Origin of the sequence: Cellulophaga sp. BC115SP, from assembly GCF_009905545.1 — a bacterium.
Lineage (GTDB): Bacteria > Bacteroidota > Bacteroidia > Cytophagales > Spirosomataceae > Flectobacillus > Flectobacillus rivi.
This window is the reverse complement of sequence record NZ_JAAALB010000009.1, coordinates 97,599-115,614: the sequence shown is the minus strand read 5'-3', so window position 1 is coordinate 115,614 and position 18,016 is coordinate 97,599. Positions and strand designations below refer to the sequence as shown.

General features: G+C 38.8%; 11 protein-coding genes. 10 read left to right on the top strand and 1 reads right to left on the bottom strand.

Annotated elements, in window-relative coordinates; all coding sequences use genetic code 11:
- The first annotated feature begins 16 nt into the window (after positions 1-16).
- On the top strand, positions 17-2,785 hold the full coding sequence (locus GVN22_RS09490) for a family 78 glycoside hydrolase catalytic domain (RefSeq protein WP_166550789.1): 2,769 nt from the start codon (positions 17-19) through the stop codon (positions 2,783-2,785).
- A 176-nt stretch (positions 2,786-2,961) separates the two neighbouring features.
- On the top strand, positions 2,962-4,512 hold the full coding sequence (locus GVN22_RS09485) for a glycoside hydrolase family 28 protein (RefSeq protein WP_166550788.1): 1,551 nt from the start codon (positions 2,962-2,964) through the stop codon (positions 4,510-4,512).
- 174 nt (positions 4,513-4,686) lie between these two features.
- Here the strand turns inward: GVN22_RS09485 and GVN22_RS09480 are convergent, their stop codons facing one another.
- Positions 4,687-5,583 (bottom strand): M48 family metallopeptidase, encoded by an 897-nt coding sequence (locus GVN22_RS09480; RefSeq protein ID WP_166550787.1) that lies wholly within the window; start codon positions 5,581-5,583, stop codon positions 4,687-4,689.
- A 307-nt stretch (positions 5,584-5,890) separates the two neighbouring features.
- Between GVN22_RS09480 and GVN22_RS09475 the strand changes: the two genes are divergently transcribed.
- The 8 genes from GVN22_RS09475 to GVN22_RS09440 all read left to right on the top strand — a co-directional run bounded on the left by GVN22_RS09475 (position 5,891) and on the right by GVN22_RS09440 (position 17,838).
- Positions 5,891-6,391 (top strand): antitoxin Xre/MbcA/ParS toxin-binding domain-containing protein, encoded by a 501-nt coding sequence (locus tag GVN22_RS09475; protein WP_166550786.1) that lies wholly within the window; start codon positions 5,891-5,893, stop codon positions 6,389-6,391.
- Positions 6,391-6,861: an RES family NAD+ phosphorylase gene (locus tag GVN22_RS09470; RefSeq protein WP_166550785.1), complete on the top strand. Its 471-nt coding sequence runs from the start codon at positions 6,391-6,393 to the stop codon at positions 6,859-6,861. Before GVN22_RS09475 ends, GVN22_RS09470 begins: the two co-directional genes overlap by 1 nt.
- A gap of 258 nt (positions 6,862-7,119) precedes the next feature.
- Positions 7,120-8,601, top strand: a complete 1,482-nt coding sequence (locus GVN22_RS09465; protein WP_166550784.1) for a serine hydrolase — start codon at positions 7,120-7,122, stop codon at positions 8,599-8,601.
- A 292-nt stretch (positions 8,602-8,893) separates the two neighbouring features.
- Complete coding sequence (locus GVN22_RS09460; RefSeq protein WP_166550783.1) at positions 8,894-11,419, top strand: right-handed parallel beta-helix repeat-containing protein; 2,526 nt, start codon at positions 8,894-8,896, stop codon at positions 11,417-11,419.
- Positions 11,420-11,464: 45 nt separating this feature from the next.
- Positions 11,465-12,526: a Gfo/Idh/MocA family protein gene (locus GVN22_RS09455; RefSeq protein WP_166550782.1), complete on the top strand. Its 1,062-nt coding sequence runs from the start codon at positions 11,465-11,467 to the stop codon at positions 12,524-12,526.
- A 103-nt stretch (positions 12,527-12,629) separates the two neighbouring features.
- Positions 12,630-15,368 carry an alpha-L-rhamnosidase gene (locus tag GVN22_RS09450; RefSeq protein WP_166550781.1) on the top strand — a complete coding sequence of 913 codons (2,739 nt, stop codon included), beginning with the start codon at positions 12,630-12,632 and terminating at the stop codon, positions 15,366-15,368.
- 164 nt (positions 15,369-15,532) lie between these two features.
- Entirely contained in the window at positions 15,533-16,660 is a 1,128-nt protein-coding gene (locus GVN22_RS09445) for an exo-alpha-sialidase (RefSeq protein ID WP_166550780.1), read from the top strand.
- Positions 16,661-16,683: 23 nt separating this feature from the next.
- On the top strand, positions 16,684-17,838 hold the full coding sequence (locus GVN22_RS09440; protein ID WP_166550779.1) for an iron-containing alcohol dehydrogenase: 1,155 nt from the start codon (positions 16,684-16,686) through the stop codon (positions 17,836-17,838).
- Positions 17,839-18,016: the final 178 nt, after the last annotated feature.

Genomic DNA, 18,016 nt, shown 5'->3' with positions numbered 1-18,016 from the left:
TCAGATTCAATTTTTTATGAAAAACCCTCAATTAAACTACAAAAAACTAAAATTCTTCTTTTTATGCTTACTTCAAATTTTGTGCTTGAGCTTTCTTGGGAATGCACAAAATTTGTCGCTTTATGATTTGCGTTGTGAATATCTCAAAAACCCAATTGGCATAGATATTCGCAAACCACGCTTGAGTTGGAAAATTCAGTCGGGGGGATATAATGTTAAGCAAACTTCCTATCAAATTTTAGTAGCAGATTCACCTGAGTTGCTACAACCTAACAAAGCCAATATTTGGGATTCTGGCAAAATTACCTCTGACCAGTCTATCCAAGTAGAATTTGATGGTAAAACGCTGGAAGCCACTCAAGTTTATTACTGGAAAGTTAAAATCTGGGATAATCAGGGGCGCTCGTCGGCTTGGAGTGAAGTAGCTACTTGGCAAATGGGGCTTTTCTCTGCTGGGGATTGGCGCAATGCCCAATGGATTGCTTACGAACGCTTGGCTGACAGTTTGGTAAATATTTTACCAACCGATGGACAAAAAGATAAGGTTTTCAAGAACAATATTTTACCGATGTTTCGTAAAGATTTTTCGGTAAAGAAAAAAGTGAAACGTGCTACTGTCTTTATCTCAGGCTTAGGGCATTTTGAGTTGAGTTTGAATGGTAAAAAAATTGGCGATAATTTTCTGGATGCAGGATGGACAAAATACGATAAACAAGCACTTTATGTAGGTTTTGACATAACAAAATCCTTGGAAGAAGGTAAAAATACCTTTGGGGTAATGCTTGGAAACGGCTTTTACTATATACCTCCTGTAAAAGGACGCTATCGCAAACTCAAAGGGATGTTTGGTTTACCCAAAATGATTTGTCGACTAAAAGTGGAATTCCAAGATGGTTCTGAACAAAACCTCTACAGTGATAATTCGTGGAAAACTGCCCCTAGCCCAATAACTTTTTCAAGTATTTATGGAGGTGAAGACTACAATGCTAATCTGGAACAAAAAGGCTGGGATATGCCCAACTTCGATGAGAGTTTATGGCGAAATGCCATCGTGGTGGAAGGTCATACTCGTTTGAGTCCTCAGCTGATAGAACCTGTTAAAATCATGGAGTCTTTTCAGCCAATTCAGCAAAAACAAGTTGCCTCAGGCGATTGGGTATTTGATTTAGGACAAAATGCTTCTGGTATTATCGAATTAAAAGTAAAAGGTAATAAAGGCGATACGGTATGGGTTCGCCCTTCGGAATTACTCAATGCCGATGGTACTGTCAACCAAAAGGCTTCTGGAAGTCCCTATATTTTTAGTTATGTACTCAAAGGAGAAGGCGTCGAAACATGGCAACCGCGCTTTAGCTATTATGGTTTTCGATATTTACAAGTAAAAGGAGCCAAGCCAGAGACTAATGCTAAAACACAGTTAATCAGCATAAAAGGATTGCATATTCGTAATTCTGCCTCAACGATTGGGCAGTTTGCTAGCTCAGATACACTTTTTAACCAGACGCATCAGCTTATTGACTGGGCGATTAAAAGCAATATGACCTCGGTGTTCACCGATTGTCCACACCGTGAAAAATTAGGTTGGCTAGAACAAGTTCATTTGATGGGCTCTTCGGTTCGCTATCGTTACGACGTGGCTCCAATGTTCAAAAAGGCAGTTAAAGATATGCAGCTCTCGCAACTTCCAAACGGTTTGGTTCCTGAGATTGCGCCTGAATATGTCAAATTTGAATGGGGTGGCGACATGTTCCGAGACTCGCCAGAGTGGGGCAGTAGCAGCATTATTGTTCCCTACTATATGTACCTCTGGTATGGCGATACCCGCGTACTAGACGAGGCCTATCCCATGATGCAGCGCTATTTGAAATACCTTGCCAGCAAAGCTCAAAACCATATTCTTTCACAAGGTTTGGGAGATTGGTATGATTTAGGACCCAAACCTCCTGGCGTATCACAACTTACCCCTATGGGCGTAACAGGTACAGCGATTTACTATTATGATTTACAAATCGCTGAGAAAATTGCCAAAATCTTAGGGCATGGCGACGATGCGCAGGAATATGCTGATATAGCTGAAGAAGTCAAAAAAGCATTTAATCAGACTTTCTTTAACCCTGACACCAAACAGTATGCTTCGGGTAGTCAAACCGCAAATGCCATGGCACTGTTCATGAATTTGGTTGAGCCAGAAAATCGTAAAGCTGTTTTACAACATTTGATTGATGATATTCAAAATCGTAACTATGCCCTAACAGCAGGGGATATTGGCTATCGATATGTTCTAAGAGTATTAGAATCAGAAGGACGCTCTGACATCATTTTTGCGATGAATAATCGCTCGGATGTGCCAGGTTATGGCTATCAGCTCAAAAAAGGTGCTACTGCCCTTACCGAATCTTGGCAAGCTGGTGGTAATTCTCATAACCATTTTATGCTTGGACATTTAATGGAGTGGTTGTATAGCGGTTTAGCAGGAATCCGTCAAAGTGAAAGAGATGTAGCTTTTAAGGAAATCATCATCGCACCAGAAGTGGTAGGAAACCTTACACAAGCCGAGGGAAATTATGAATCTCCTTACGGAAAAATAAGTACCCTTTGGAAAAAAACAAGCAAACGCTTTACCCTAAACGTAAGCGTTCCTGTCAATACAAATGCCAAGATTCTAATAGATCAGAATTTAGGAAAAACTATTAAGCAAAATGGTAAAATCATTCCAGCCGAAAAGCAGGGCAATAAATATCTGATTCCAGTAGGCTCAGGAAATTACCTTTTCGAATTGTATTAGTCCTTTTTATCCGTAGAGATGCAAGGCATTGGAGTTTTAACAAATATTATATCTACGAATAATAGAAAAGGTTCTTTTAACAATATTTCTGTAGCTTTTTTTGATAGTATCCATCTGATAATGAGTGCAATCTTATAACAGATATACTATTAACAAATAACTTATTTTTGAAAAACATGAGAAAAAATATCAGTCTTACCCTTCTCTTATTGGCGCTAGGTATCAGCGCACAAGCGCAGGTATATTTGAATGTATTGAAATTTGGGGTCAAAAATGATAGTTCTAAACTTGCTACAGAAGGCATCAAAAAAGCAATTGCCACTGCGGTCAAGCAAGGGGGAGGAACTATCTATTTTCCTGCTGGAAAATATAAAACTGGTCCTATCGAACTCAAAAGTAATATTACCATCTTCATCGATGCTGGTGCTGAATTGCATTTTACCGATGATTTTGACGCGTACCTTCCTATGGTTCCTTCTCGATGGGAAGGGACAGATGTCATTAATTTTTCACCACTCTTTTACGCTTACAAAGCCGAAAATATTGCCATCAAGGGTAGAGGGTTGATAGATGGTCATGGCAAAAAATGGTGGGCTTACTCAGAAGTACATGTCAAAAACATTCCCACTTCTAAATGGCAAGAGGAGTTTAAAAGACTTAACAAAGATGTATTGGCGCCAGACCTTCCGGGTTGGATAGAAAAAGGTTTTTTACGTCCTCCTTTCATTCAACCCATGTTTTGCAAAAATATCCAAATTGAAGGTATCACGATACGAAATTCTCCTTTCTGGACAGTCAACCCTGAGTTTTGTGACAATGTAACCATTCATGGTGTGACCATCGAAAACCCACATTCTCCCAATACAGACGGTATAAACCCCGAATCTTGTAGCAATGTACATATTTCCAATTGTCATATTAGTGTTGGGGATGACTGCATTACCATCAAATCTGGAAAAGACCGTTCGGGACGAAAAAGAGATATCCCTGCCGAAAATTATACCATTACTAACTGCACGATGCTGTCGGGACATGGAGGTGTTGTAATTGGTAGTGAAATGTCGGGTGGTGTGAAAAAAATTGTGATTTCTAACTGTATTTTCGATGGTACCGACAGAGGTATTCGTATCAAAACGGCACGCGGTCGTGGGGGCGTGGTCGAGGATATTCGTGTGGACAATATCGTGATGAAAAATATCAAAGAACAAGCTATTGTGCTTGATATGCAATATGCTAAAACGACGGTTGAGTCCATTTCTGAACGTACACCTATTTTCCGCAATATTCATTTTAGCAATATTACCGCACAAGGAAATCAAGCTGGTTATCTAAATGGACTTGAAGAACTACCTATTGAAGACATCAGTTTTCAAGACCTAAATTTTGATACTCAATCAGGTTTTGTCATTAAAAACTCCAAAAATATCCAGTTCGACAATGTGCGTGTCAATACTGAAAGAGGAGCGGTCATTAAAGCCGAAAATAGTCAGCAAATCAGCATCAAACAAGTATTGACGAATAAGCCTCATGTGGGAGTTCCTATCTTGGATTTCAGCAACTTACAACAAGTTTCCATCCAAGGAAATATCCCATTAGTGCCGTCTGATATATATTTAAAGGTCTCAGGAGAAAAGTCAGCTAATTATTTGATGGGAGATAACAATTTCAAAAATGTTAAAATACCCATCCAAACAAGCCCAGAAGTTCCCGTAGGATTTAATCAGTAAAAATTCACATTGTAGAGACGTTACATGTAACGTCTCATTTGCTAGTGCTGGATTCCTATCCAGCACCTATTTTTTCTATGGATTCCAATCCTTGCTGTAGAGACGTAACATGTTACGTCTCCTGATGATTGTCAAAATAGAAATCTGATTACTAGACGTAGCTGTGCTACGTCTCTACGACGCTGGTGCTGGCAGGACTTGAAACTGAATATTAGCCAATCGTTTTTCGATGCTGGGATGCGTCATACTTCCTTCATCTACAATATGTTCTGTCAATTCAGAGAGTTTTAGAAGAGCATTTCCCATCGCCTGATTTGAAGTATGTTCTGCTCCATATTGATCAGCTTGATATTCTGCATAATGACTTATTTTGGAGAATATAATTGCATAAACCAAGCCTATTAAACCTCCGTACCAAAAGACAAGATTTCCATCATTGAATGAAGGATAAAATTGATGCACCAAATCGAAGAAAGGTTGTCTGAAACACACAAAAAGGATAAATTGCAAAACCACCACAAAATAAAACTTGATCAAATCGTAGTGTTTATGATGCCCCACCTCATGATACAAGATTGCTTCTCGTTCTTCTTGTGTTAGCTTTTCCATCAAACCTCGTCCCATGACTATCACTCTATTTTGTGGCAAGAAGCCTGTAGCAAAGGCATTGATAGTATCATTATTGGTGATATATACCGAGACTTTTTTCTGGAGATTCTCAGATAACGTTGCTGAATATTCGGGACTAAATGTTAGCCTACGCTTATCGTATTTAAGAACGAATGGATGTACAAGAAAAAAGTATCCATTCATGATAAGTACAGCAATGATAAATAGAGGAGCATTTTGAATAGTCCAATCTCCCTCAAACCACTCAAATAGTTTTGCTAAATAGGTGAATACAAATAGATAAATTGTTGCAAATAAATAATCTCGAAAAGTAAAAAATAGTAATTTTCGAATAATGTTTAATTGCTTCTTGCGCAGGAAAAGATAGGGCAACAGGGTGACAAACAACTGAATGAGGGCCAAACCAAGTGTGAGCTCTAGGGCAGATAGTAGTGTTTTCATTTTAAATAAGTGTTAAAAATCATTTTGTGAAGAAATGTATAAATTATTTCTGAAAACTCTTCTATTTAATCTCCAATAAATTTTATTTCTCGCTGGTGCTGATTTATTTGCTGGTGCTGGATTCCAATCCTTCCCGTAGAAACGTAACATGTTACGTCTACAAATGATTGTCAAGGTATAAACTTACTTAGTAGACGTAGCGGTGCTACGTCTCTACTGGATAAAGATAATTCTCTTATTTTTAGGCATAAAGAAACTTTTCATTATAGCATAATTGTTGTACATTAGTAACAAATATGTTATAACTATGGAAAAGTCAAGCATAAAAACAGGACGTTTTGACCCAAAACTCAGCATCAAACGTGCTCGTGAACAGAAAAAAGTCACCCTTGGGTCAACATTGGTAACCCCCACGCATACCTACACTTGGAGCTCAAGCATGGAACGCTTAAACATTCTTCGTGAAGGAATTCCTTATGAGTCAATCGAAGTATTGAGTCAGCGCATTAATACGTCTGTGAAAGATATTTTACAGTTGATAGATATGCCCCAAACCACTTATAATAAGAAGAAAAGAGAACAAGCGCTCCTAACAGGTCGCGATAGCGAGATTGTCTTGCTATCTATCGAACTGCTTGATTATGGTATTGAGGTATTTAATCAGGAAGAAGACAAATTTCAGCGTTGGCTCAAAAAAAGCAATATTGCGCTTGGCGGTGTTACCCCCGAAAGTTTACTAGACTCTACCACAGGTATTCAAGAAGTAATGAATTGCCTCAACCGACTTGAATACGGGAATTTAGCTTAATGAAAGTTTATAGAATCGAACGAGAAAAGTATCTGTCCACCACGCTACAGGGGATTGGAGCAGCGCTTAGTAAAGGTTTTCGTTGGAATAGTCAAAATACCTATTTGGTTTATACTGCTGCCACTCGTGCATTGGCAATGCTCGAAGTGGCCGTTCACCTCGATTTGAGTGAAGATTTACCCAATGATCGGTATTATGTAGAAATAGAAATTCCTGACGACATAACTATTTTAGAATTAGCCAATGAAGATTTGCCTGAACAATGGGACGCAAAACCTCCATTGTTAGAAACCCAGTACATAGGCGACGATTTTGTCAGAAGTAATAGCGCAGCCGTACTCAAAGTACCAAGCAGTATAGTGCCACCAGAGTATAATTACCTTATCAATCCCAATCATCCAGAAGCTGCTAAGATAAAAGTTGTCTCAACCCAGAAGCTCACTTTTGATAAACGACTTAGGGGAGAATAGTGACTTAGGAATGTACTATTGCGGATTTTGGATTTCGGATGTGTGACCTACTTCTTTCGAAGCATATTTTATGAAAAATTAAGGTATGTTTCCTTATTCCGAAATCAAAAATCCAAAATCTGAAATAGCTGAAAGTCCCTCATGCCCCCACAGCCTACCATTATCCACTCATCTCACCAGTCATCATTATTTGTGTTATTGCTGGTCAAAAATCAGGCAATTTGCCTGCCTCAATCATTTATTAATCCCTCTTTAGAAATGAAAAAATACCTTTTTTACCTATTCATTCTTGTAAGTAATGCTTCAATTGCACAAGTATCTAAAAGTTCTGAGCTATTTAAAAGCATTATGAAACAAGACAGTCTATTGTTTAATGTAGGCTTTAATACCTGCGATATTTCACAATTTGAGCGTTTGTTAAGTGACAAATTTGAGTTTTTCCATGACGTCGATAGCATTTCGTATAAACCTCAGTTTTTACAAAATATCAAAAATGGATTATGTAAAACTCCAGATACCTATCAATCTCGTCGTGCATTGGTGGAAGAAAGTACAGAGGTTTACCCATTGTACAAAAACAAGGTTCTGTATGGCGCTATTCAACATGGCGTGCATAAGTTTTATGAAAAAATAGCTGGTAAAGCAGAACGATTTGCCAGTACCGCTAAGTTTACTCATGTTTGGCTACTCGAAAATGGCGCATGGAAATTAGCTCGTGGACTCAGCTTTGACCATCAGCAAAAAGATATTCCATTTCAATCTGCCTCTACTTTTGACAATATTCCTGATATAGAAAAATGGTTACAAGAAAACAAAGTTCCCACGCTCGGAATAGGCGTGATAAACGGTGGAAAAATTCAGGATATTAAGGTGTATGGAGAGCTAAAAAAAGGAATTTCTGCGCCATACAATACTATTTTCAATGTAGCTTCTTTGACTAAACCTGTCACTGCAATGGTTACGCTCAAACTAGTAAGTCAAGGAAAATGGAATTTGGACGAACCCATTTATAAATATTGGACAGACCCTGACGTTGCGAAAGACCCCAATAGCAAAATTTTGACCACAAGACATCTACTGAGCCATCAAAGCGGATTCAAAAACTGGCGTTTTATTAATCCAGATAATAAACTTCATTTTGATTTTACCCCAGGTACTAAATATCACTATTCGGGTGAAGGGTTTGAGTATTTGAGAAAAGCCTTGGAACACAAATTTCATAAAAGCTTGGAGCAACTAGCGCAAGAACTCGTTTTTACTCCTTTGCAAATGACCCAAACTCAACTGGTTTGGACCAACAATATAGATATTTCAAGATATGCTATCGGCTACAACAAAGAGGGCGAAGCATATCCTGTAGAAAAATATACCACTGCTAGTGCTGCCGATAATTTACTTACAACGATTGAAGACTATAGTAAATTTATGGTGAGTATCATGAAAGGAGAGGGCTTAAGCAAGGCTGTTTTTGAGGATATGATTAAAAATCAAGTTGTGACCAAAAAAGGAAAACATTTTGGCTTAGGTTTGGAAATCTATGAATTAGACAACGGAGAATATGCCATTTCGCATGGAGGAGCCGATAAAGGTTGTCAAACTATCATGTTTATTCTGCCTAAAACCCAACAAGGCTTAGTCATTTTTACCAATGTCGATGACGGATACAAAGTTTATGAGAAAATCCTTTTCCACTATTTAGGAGAAAAAGGTAGAAAAATATTTGATATCGAAACCAAATAATTTTTGTCATGTAGAGACTCTATTCAATGGGTCTCTACAATTTTACAAGTTGCCCTTCATTTTTAGGATAAATACACCTAGAATCGCAATAAGAAAAACTCCCAAAACTACCTTCCAAGCCTTTTGTACAAAGTTGACCAAACATTTCAAATAAGTAATTAAAACCATCTATATCTACGGCAAAATTGTATAATACATTGAGAAAATGATACAAATAAGACCCTACACTGTAGGCTATCTTTGTGATTCAATCATTCTCATTTTTTCAATTACCTCAGCGTACTAATTGCCAATGAAAAATAGCACTGGTAAGATATTTTTGGTCTTTTGTTGTACTTTTATTGTACTTTGTTCAAATTGTTTTGGACAAATATCCGAAGTATGGGTATCTCCCACAGGTTCGGACAGTAACACTGGTACCAAAGAACAACCTCTTGCTAGCCCTTCTATGGCAGTGAGAAAGGTACGTGAGCTGAGAAGATTACAACAAACAGACCCTTCAAAATCTGTACATATTTATCTTAGCTCGGGTAGATATTTTTTAGAAGAACCTATCCATATTAGACCCGAAGATTCAGGTATATTAAATAACCCCACCATCCTCGAAGCAGCCCCTCATGCACAAGTTTTTATTAGTGGTGGCAAAGCCATTGTTAACTGGAAATTATTAAAAGAAAACCTCCCGTTTTTACTTCAAAAAGCTAAAGGCAAAATTTGGGTTGCCGATTTGCCCGAAGGTATTTCATTGGGAGTTCGTCAGCTGTGGGTCAACGGAAAAAAGGCAACTCGTGCCAAGAATACTGCTGGCATTGAGATGCAACGTATTCTTTCTTGGAACAAAAAAGAACAAACTTGTTGGATTCCTGCTCCCAAAGAAGCGCATTTGGAACAAGCCAAAGGACTTGAGTTTTTTATCCATCAATGGTGGGAAGTTGCACAATTGAGGGTAAAAAGGATAGAAGTGCAAGGAGATAGCGCCAAACTTACTTTCTACCAACCCGAAAGTCGTATTCAATCTGAACACCCTTGGCCAGCGCCTTGGATTTCAAAAGAGACGGGTAATTCTGCCTTTTATTTGTGTAATGCTCTACAGTTTTTGGACGAAGCAGGCGAATATTATTGTGATCCTGTTGCGCAGAAGATTTACTATTTCCCTTTCTCAAACGAGAACATGCTTCAAACAGAAGTAATTGCTTCTCATTTGGAAACCTTAGTTCGCATAGAAGGAACTCTCGAAAAACCTGTACAACATTTTCATATTCAAAACATTAACTTTGAGCATACTGCTTATTGGCGACCAGCTACCCATGGGCACGTGGCGCACCAAACGGGTATGCCTATGACGGACGCCTACAAACTGAAAATTGCAGGTACGCCAGAAAAGCAAACGCTCGAAAATCAGGCTTGGATTATTCGTCCAACAGCTGCGGTTAGTATCAACCATAGTCAAAATATTCATATTCAAAACTGTCAATTTACTCATACAGCCTCTACTGGCTTGGATTTGTACAAAGGTGTCCATCAAAGTTCGGTGACTGGAAATGTTTTCAAAGACATTGGAGGAAACGGTATTTTGGTTGGTAATTTTTCTGATGAAGCTACCGAAATACATTTACCTTACAACCCAACAGACCTTCGTGATGTCAGTCACCATATCCAAATTTCAAATAACCTTATTTCCGATGCTACCAACGAAGACTGGGGAAGTGTGGGAATAGGCGTGGGCTTTGCACATGATATTCAAATTACGCACAATGATATTTCAAACGTACATTACTCTGGTATCAGCGTAGGTTGGGGCTGGACACGTCATATAACTGTTTTGAAAAACAATCTTGTAAAGGCTAATAAAATTCGCCTTTACGGCAAAAATATGTATGATGTCGCAGGTATCTATACGCTTTCGGCACAACCCAATACGCAAATCATTGAAAATGTCATTGATAGCATTTACCGTGCGCCGTATGCGCACATTCCTAGTCACTGGTTTTACCTCTATACCGACGAAGGATCTTCATTTATGACCATTCGTGATAACTGGACAGCTTCGACCAAATATCTACAAAATGCGAATGGACCTGCTAATACGTGGGAAAACAACGGTCCTAGCGTAGCAGATAGTATTTATCAAAAAGCTGGTTTAGCGCCACAATACCAATCTCTTTTACGCTTCGCCAATCCGTATGACGCTCGTTACGCCATCAATATTGAAAAACCAGTAATAGTCGAGTTGGTCACAGCCCAAGGAAAAACGCTTGACAAAGAAAAATTAAAAGTCATTTTAGGGAAAAGTACAATCAGTACTTCATCGGTCTATCAGTGGCAAAATCACACAGTTATTTTCGACAAGGTACAGGATGTGTATTTACTGCAAGATCGCCTCAAAAATGCTTTTCCTGATGTAAAAATTAAAACTTATCATGATTTATTCTATGAATTTAATCGTGAAAAATGTGGCGAAAAGAAAAAGGAAGGCGCTTGGAAACATATTTTGTTAACTGCCAATTTGGTTGCTGATTCCAACAAACAAAAAGCGTATTTAGACGCTCACGCTACTCAATTTGAAAAATGGCCAGAAGTATCAAAAGGCTTTTGCAATGCAGATTTTCAACAACTCTTATTGTTTAGAAATGGGCGACAGCTCATGCTTGTGATTAGCATCCCAGCAGAGGCGGATTTCGAAAAACTGAATCCACGCACCACACTCAACAATCCTCGAGTAAACGACTGGAATAAAGCCATGAAAGATTATCAAGAAGGTTTGGAGGATGCTCCGAAAGGTGATACCTGGGAGTTTTTCAAATCATTCGAATTTTAAGATATACTGTTAACGAATAAAGTTATAAAATAGAAAGTCAAGGTCATGTTAAGAATCGGCATTTTAGGACTAGGAGAAGGACGAAGCACCATGTCTGCTGCATTAGCCAGCTCAAAATTAGAATTAGTAAAAATCTGTGATTTGCGTTTAGAGCTATGTCAGCAGCGCGCCAAAGAATTTGATTTTCATGCTTATACAACCAATTTCCAAGAACTACTCGACGACGCAAGTATCGATATTATCGCCATTTATACCCCTGACAAATGGCATGCAACGCATGTAAAGCAAGCACTCTTACACGGCAAGCATGTAGTATGTACAAAACCATTTATCGACAATTTGGCTGATGCCAAAGAGCTCATCGAGTTGTCTGAGAAAACAGGGAAAAAGGTATTTGTTGGTCAAAGCTCTCGTTTTTTCGAACCTATGAAAAAACAAAGAGCGGATTACGAAAATGGGCTGATTGGCGATCTTATTACAATCGAGGGCTATTATCATGCCGACCACCGTTGGTTTTTGGAAAAAGGCTGGTCATTGGAATCAGCATTCAAATGGTTATATGGCGGATTGAGTCACCCAGTAGACTTTATTCGTTGGTATTTGCCTAACATCGAAGAGGTGATGGGTTATGGAATGTTGAGTGCCAATGGTTTAAAAGGAGGGCTCAAAAATCCTGACACTATGCACTTTATCTTCAAAGCAACCGACGGACGTATTGCTCGTGTAAGTGGCTGTTATACAGGTCCTGTGCAACCAGTAGTACGCGATAGCGAAATGAGTTGTATTCTGCGAGGAACAGAGGGTTGTAGTCAAGCTGATTACATGGATTTGAGATACGCTGTGACAACCAATACAGGCGAAGAAATCGTACAGACTTGGGAACATAAACTAAAACATTACTTCAGATTTGAAGGTAAAAGTCACCACGCTGGCGAATATCAAAATTATCTTGAATACTTTGTTGATTGTCTAGAAAGCGGACAAACTGCTTATCCAGATGTAAGAGAAGGAATTGGAACTGTAGCTTTATTACAAGCAATGGATCGTTCTTTGTCGACTGGTCAGCCTGTAAAAGTTGCTGATCTTTTAGCAGAATTTGACATGTAAATCTTAGTATAGAATCATGAATATAAGTTTTTAATTATCAGAAACTTACATTCATGATTCGCAATTATGCATTATTACCTCCGTTTGACAAAATAGTAAAACCATGAAACACTATTGCTTACTACTGGCTTTGTTGGGATTGCTTTTTTCTAGTTTTAGAAAAGACGAAAAAGCTATTTCTGTAGAAAAAGCTCGTTGTGAATTTTTACAAAATCCTGAAGGCATCGACGTAGTACAACCACGTTTGAGCTGGCAAGTCAGCAGTAAACTAAGAGCTGTAAATCAAACGGCTTATCAAATTTTGGTGGCTTCTAGCAAGGAATTATTGGCACAAAACCAAGGTGATTTATGGGATTCTGGAAAAATAAATTCAGACGAGACCATTCAGGTACGCTATGTAGGAAAAGTGCTTAAAAGTCGTAGCAAGTGTTTTTGGAAGGTAAAAATATGGACAAATAAAGGTGAGTCGGATTGGTCTGAAACAGCTTCTTTTAGTATTGGTTTGCTCAATTATGTAGATTGGAAAGGACGCTGGATTGGTTCAGATCGTTCGTTCCCATGGGATAACGAAGGTCAGTTTTCACGCTTATCTGCTCGCTATTTTAGAAAAGATTTTACCGTAAAGAAAAAACTCAAAAGTGCCACAGCTTATATCATCGGTTTGGGTCTGTATGAGTTATATCTCAATGGTCAAAAAGTTGGGAATCAGGTATTAGCACCTGTTCCTACTGATTATAACAAAGGCGTCAAATACAATACTTTCGATGTAACAGCTCTATTGCAACAAGGAGCCAATGCTGTAGGGTCAATTCTGGGGAATGGTCGTTATTACACGATGCGCCAAGATTATAAACCTTATAAAATCAAAACATTTGGTTATCCTAAAATGCTTTTCAATCTCGAATTGGTTTACGAAGATGGAAGCCACGAGACCGTTGTCAGCGACGACACTTGGAAGGTGACAGCCGATGGACCCATACGTTGCAACAATGAATACGACGGAGAAGAATACGATGCGACCAAAGAATTAGGAAATTGGAGTCAATCGGGTTACGCAGACACTTCTTGGCTGAAGGCTCAATTGGTACAAGAACCAGGTGGAGATTATGAATCGCAAATGACTGCAAACATGAAGGTTATGCAGACTATCAAACCAATTGCTCTTAAAAAACTCAATGCTCAAACCTATATTTTGGATATGGGTCAAAACATGGCAGGCTGGTTACGACTAAGTGTTCAGGGGAAAAAAGGTCAAAAAGTTACCCTTCGCTTTGCCGAAAGTCTACAACCCGATGGGAGTCTGTATGTACGAAATCTGCGTGATGCCAAAGTAACCGATATCTACACGCTCAAAGGAGAAGGCGTAGAAACATGGGAGCCCCGTTTTGTCTATCATGGTTTTAGATATGTAGAAATCACAGGTTTTCCTACCGAGCCAAAGCTTGAGCAATTTGAAGGAAGAGTAGTATATGATGAGATGAGTGATGCGGGCAAATTCCAGAGCTCAAATACTACACTCAATCAAATATTTACCAACGCTTACTGGGGAATTCGTAGCAATTATAAAGGTATGCCTGTAGATTGCCCACAGCGAAACGAGCGTCAGCCATGGTTAGGCGACCGCACTACAGGAGCTTATGGAGAAAGTTATTTATTTGATAATCAAACACTTTATACAAAATGGTTAGATGATATTGAGCAAAGCCAAAAAGCAGATGGAAGCATCCCAGACGTAGCCCCAAGTTTTTGGAGATACTATGGCGACAATGTTACTTGGCCTAGTACCTATATCACGATTGCAGATATGCTTTACCAGCAGTTCGGGGACGCTGAACCCATCAAAAAGCATTATCCTTCTATGAAAAAATGGGTCATGTACATGGCCGAAAAGTACACCGAAAATGGATTAATTACCAAAGATAAATACGGAGATTGGTGTGTGCCACCTGAGTCAAAAGAGCTGATTCATGCGAAGGATGAGAGCCGATTGACTGATGGTAAATTGCTAGCTACAGCAACTTACATTCGAGTGTTGCAGTTAATGCAAAAATTTGCTCAAATCACCGATAATACCAAAGATTTGGAAGTTTTTTCAAAAAAGGAAAGCGACTATAAAAATGCTTTTAACCAAGCTTTTCTAAAATCTTCAAATTATGGCAATGGCACCGTAACTGCCAATCTATTGCCCTTGGTCTATGGCATCATCCCAACGGAAGAACGCAATAAAGTAGCTGAGCAATTGACACAAACAATTATTCAGAAAAATAAAAGTCATATCAGCACAGGCGTAATTGGTACCCAATGGCTCATGAGAGGCTTAAGTAGCATTGGTCAAGGGGATTTAGCTTATACGATTGCGACACAAAAAGATTATCCGAGTTGGGGTTATATGGTCGAAAATGGCGCCACTACAATTTGGGAATTATGGAATGGCAATACCGCCAACCCCGAAATGAACTCAGCCAACCATGTGATGTTGCTTGGCGATTTGTTGATTTGGTATTACCAACATTTGGCAGGAATTAACTCTAGAGAAACCGCATACAAATACATTGAATTAAAATCAGATTTTCCAAAAGGATTGAATCAAGTACAAGCTAGTTATCAGTCTATTCGAGGAACCATTGAATCCCATTGGAAAAAAGAGGGCAACACTACTACTTGGCAAGTGAGCGTACCAGCCAATAGTAAAGCCATTATTTATCTACCAACTTCTGATTATCAAAACATTACAGAAGGAGACAAAAATATTTCTCAGTATAAAGAAATCAAAATTATGGGATTGAGCAGAGAATATACGATACTAGAAATTGGTTCAGGTTCTTACTCATTCGCATTTTAAATATAGGAATAGAGAACAAAAGTAGAGATTCCATTTTTCACTTTGTGCAAAATTAAGTTGAATAAATTAATGAGATAAAATATTAGTAATCAAAAATTACACTCAAAACTCATCACTCACAATTCAGCACTCATACTTAACTGTACCTTAGCAAAAAAGCATTTATGAAAAAATTACTCATAGGATTTATCTCATGCACACTGGCATTGCCCCTGACATCGGAAGCTCAAGCTTGGAAAAAAGGGCTTCTGTTGGATGAATTTGTGGTAGAAAATCCACCTTTTCCCGAAAGTCATGCCTCTACAATTGCTGAAACACCCACAGGGTTAGTTTCAGCGTGGTTTGGAGGTACCAAAGAACGCAATCCAGATGTGTGTATCTGGGTGAGTCGCCAAGAGAATGGCAAATGGCAAGCGCCACAAAACGTTGCCAATGGCATCGTCAACGACACTCTGCGCTATGCTTGCTGGAATCCTGTTTTGTACCAAATTCCCAATGGCGAGCTTTTACTTTTCTACAAAATAGGACCTAGTCCTGCTAAATGGAAAGGCTGGCTAAAAACCTCTGCTGATGGCGGAAAAACTTGGTCAGAGGCAAGAGCTTTACCAGAAGGATATATCGGACCTGTGAAAAACAAACCTGTTTTGCTATCTAATGGAAATCTATTTTGCCCAAGCAGTACCGAAGGCTCACTGGGATGGCGTTTGCATTTTGAGGTGACCAAAGATGGTGGAAAAACGTGGAGACAAGTCGGACCTATCCAAGGAGATAAGGATACACAAGGAATCCAACCAAGCATTTTAGATCATGGAAAAGGTACATTACAAATTTTGGCGCGAAGCAGAAATAGAGCCATTTTGACCTCTTGGTCGTATGACAATGGAGAAACTTGGACTCCTTTAGCAAAAAGTAATTTGCCCAATAACAACTCAGGCACAGATGCTGTAACAGCCTCAAATGGAAAGCATTATTTGATTTATAATCACGTATTACCTCCTGGAGATTTGGCAAAAGGACCAAGAACACCCCTGAATTTATCGGTTTCAAAAGATGGAATCAATTGGTCAGCCGCCTTGATTATCGAAGATTCTCCTATTAGTCAATATTCCTATCCATCTATTATTCAAACCAAAGATGGATTGTTGCATGTGATTTACACATGGCGTAGACAAAAAATTAAACATGCAGTTATAAACCCCAAAAAACTTAAAATCATAAAAATTACTGAGGGCAAGTGGCCCATTGTAAAAGGTTATACCGCTCCGCAAGGAGGCGAAATTACAAAAGACTAATCCTCAGAAATACCTTAATTAATATGAATACGCTTCAACATGTAAGTATTTATTTTCCGAATAAATTGGTATTTGGTAGCGGTGTGATCAACCAAATCGCCGAAGAATTAAGCGGATATAATGCTCAAAAAGTTTTATTAGTAACAATAGAACCTATTCTAAAAGCCTTAGAACCGCTTTTAGCAGATATAAAAGCTCGACAAATCGAAGTACAGATTGATACTAGCATTATTCAAGAACCTACTTTCGAAGACTTTTTTACATTAATGAAAAAAGTAGAGCTATTCAATCCCGACGTAGTACTTGGTATTGGCGGTGGAAGTGTGCTAGATATTGCCAAATTGGTAGCTGCTCAGCTTGACAATCCCCAAGAATTAAGAGAATATGTTGGTATTGGATTGTTAAAACAAAGAGCCAAAAAGTTGATTTGTGCGCCAGCGACCGCAGGAACTGGAAGTGAGGTTTCTCCCAATGCAATTTTGGTAGATAATCTTGATAACCAGAAAAAAGGCATTATTAGCCCTTATCTAGTTCCTGATGCGGTATATGCCGACCCTTTGTTAACTGTAAGTGTACCAGCGGGTATCACAGCAGCCACAGGGCTTGATGCTCTTACGCATTGTTTGGAAGCCTATACCAACAAATTTGCCAATTTATTTATCGATATGTATGCTTACGAAGGAATGAAGTTGATTGGAGCGCATATTGTCGAAGCTGTACAAAATGGCAATAACGAACACGCACGTGTACAGGTTGCCATGGGAAGTTTGCTAGGAGGTTTTTGTTTAGGTCCTGTCAACACGGCTGGAGTACATGCGCTGTCCTATCCATTGGGAAGTTTATATCACTTACCACATGGTTTGTCAAATGCCCTTTTGCTACCCTTTGTAATGGAATATAACCTTGTGGCAGCTCCCGAAAGATATGCTAAAGTGGCAGAAGCTCTTGGATGTGAACCTATTAGCGACACCCTCGAAATGGCGAAATCAGGCGTAGCCAAAGTGCGAGAACTTATCAAGGCTTGTGGGATTCCTGCTACCTTACGTGAGGTTGGTGTGGCACGTGAAGAAATTCCACAAATGGCGAAAGATGCCTTAAAAATTCAACGGTTATTAAAGAATAATCCAAGACCAATAGAAGAGACTGACGCTATTCAAATTTTTGAAGCCGCCTTTTAAACTCCTAATTAGGACTGTACGAAGGAAGATAATACCTATCCATTTCGGATATCGGATGTTGGATTTCGGAAGTGTAATCTACTTTTTTTTGTAAAAAATAAAGGTATTTTACTCTATTTCTGAAATCTGCAATAGCTTGAAAAGCTCCCAATCATAAATCCTTAAATCAACTGTTCTC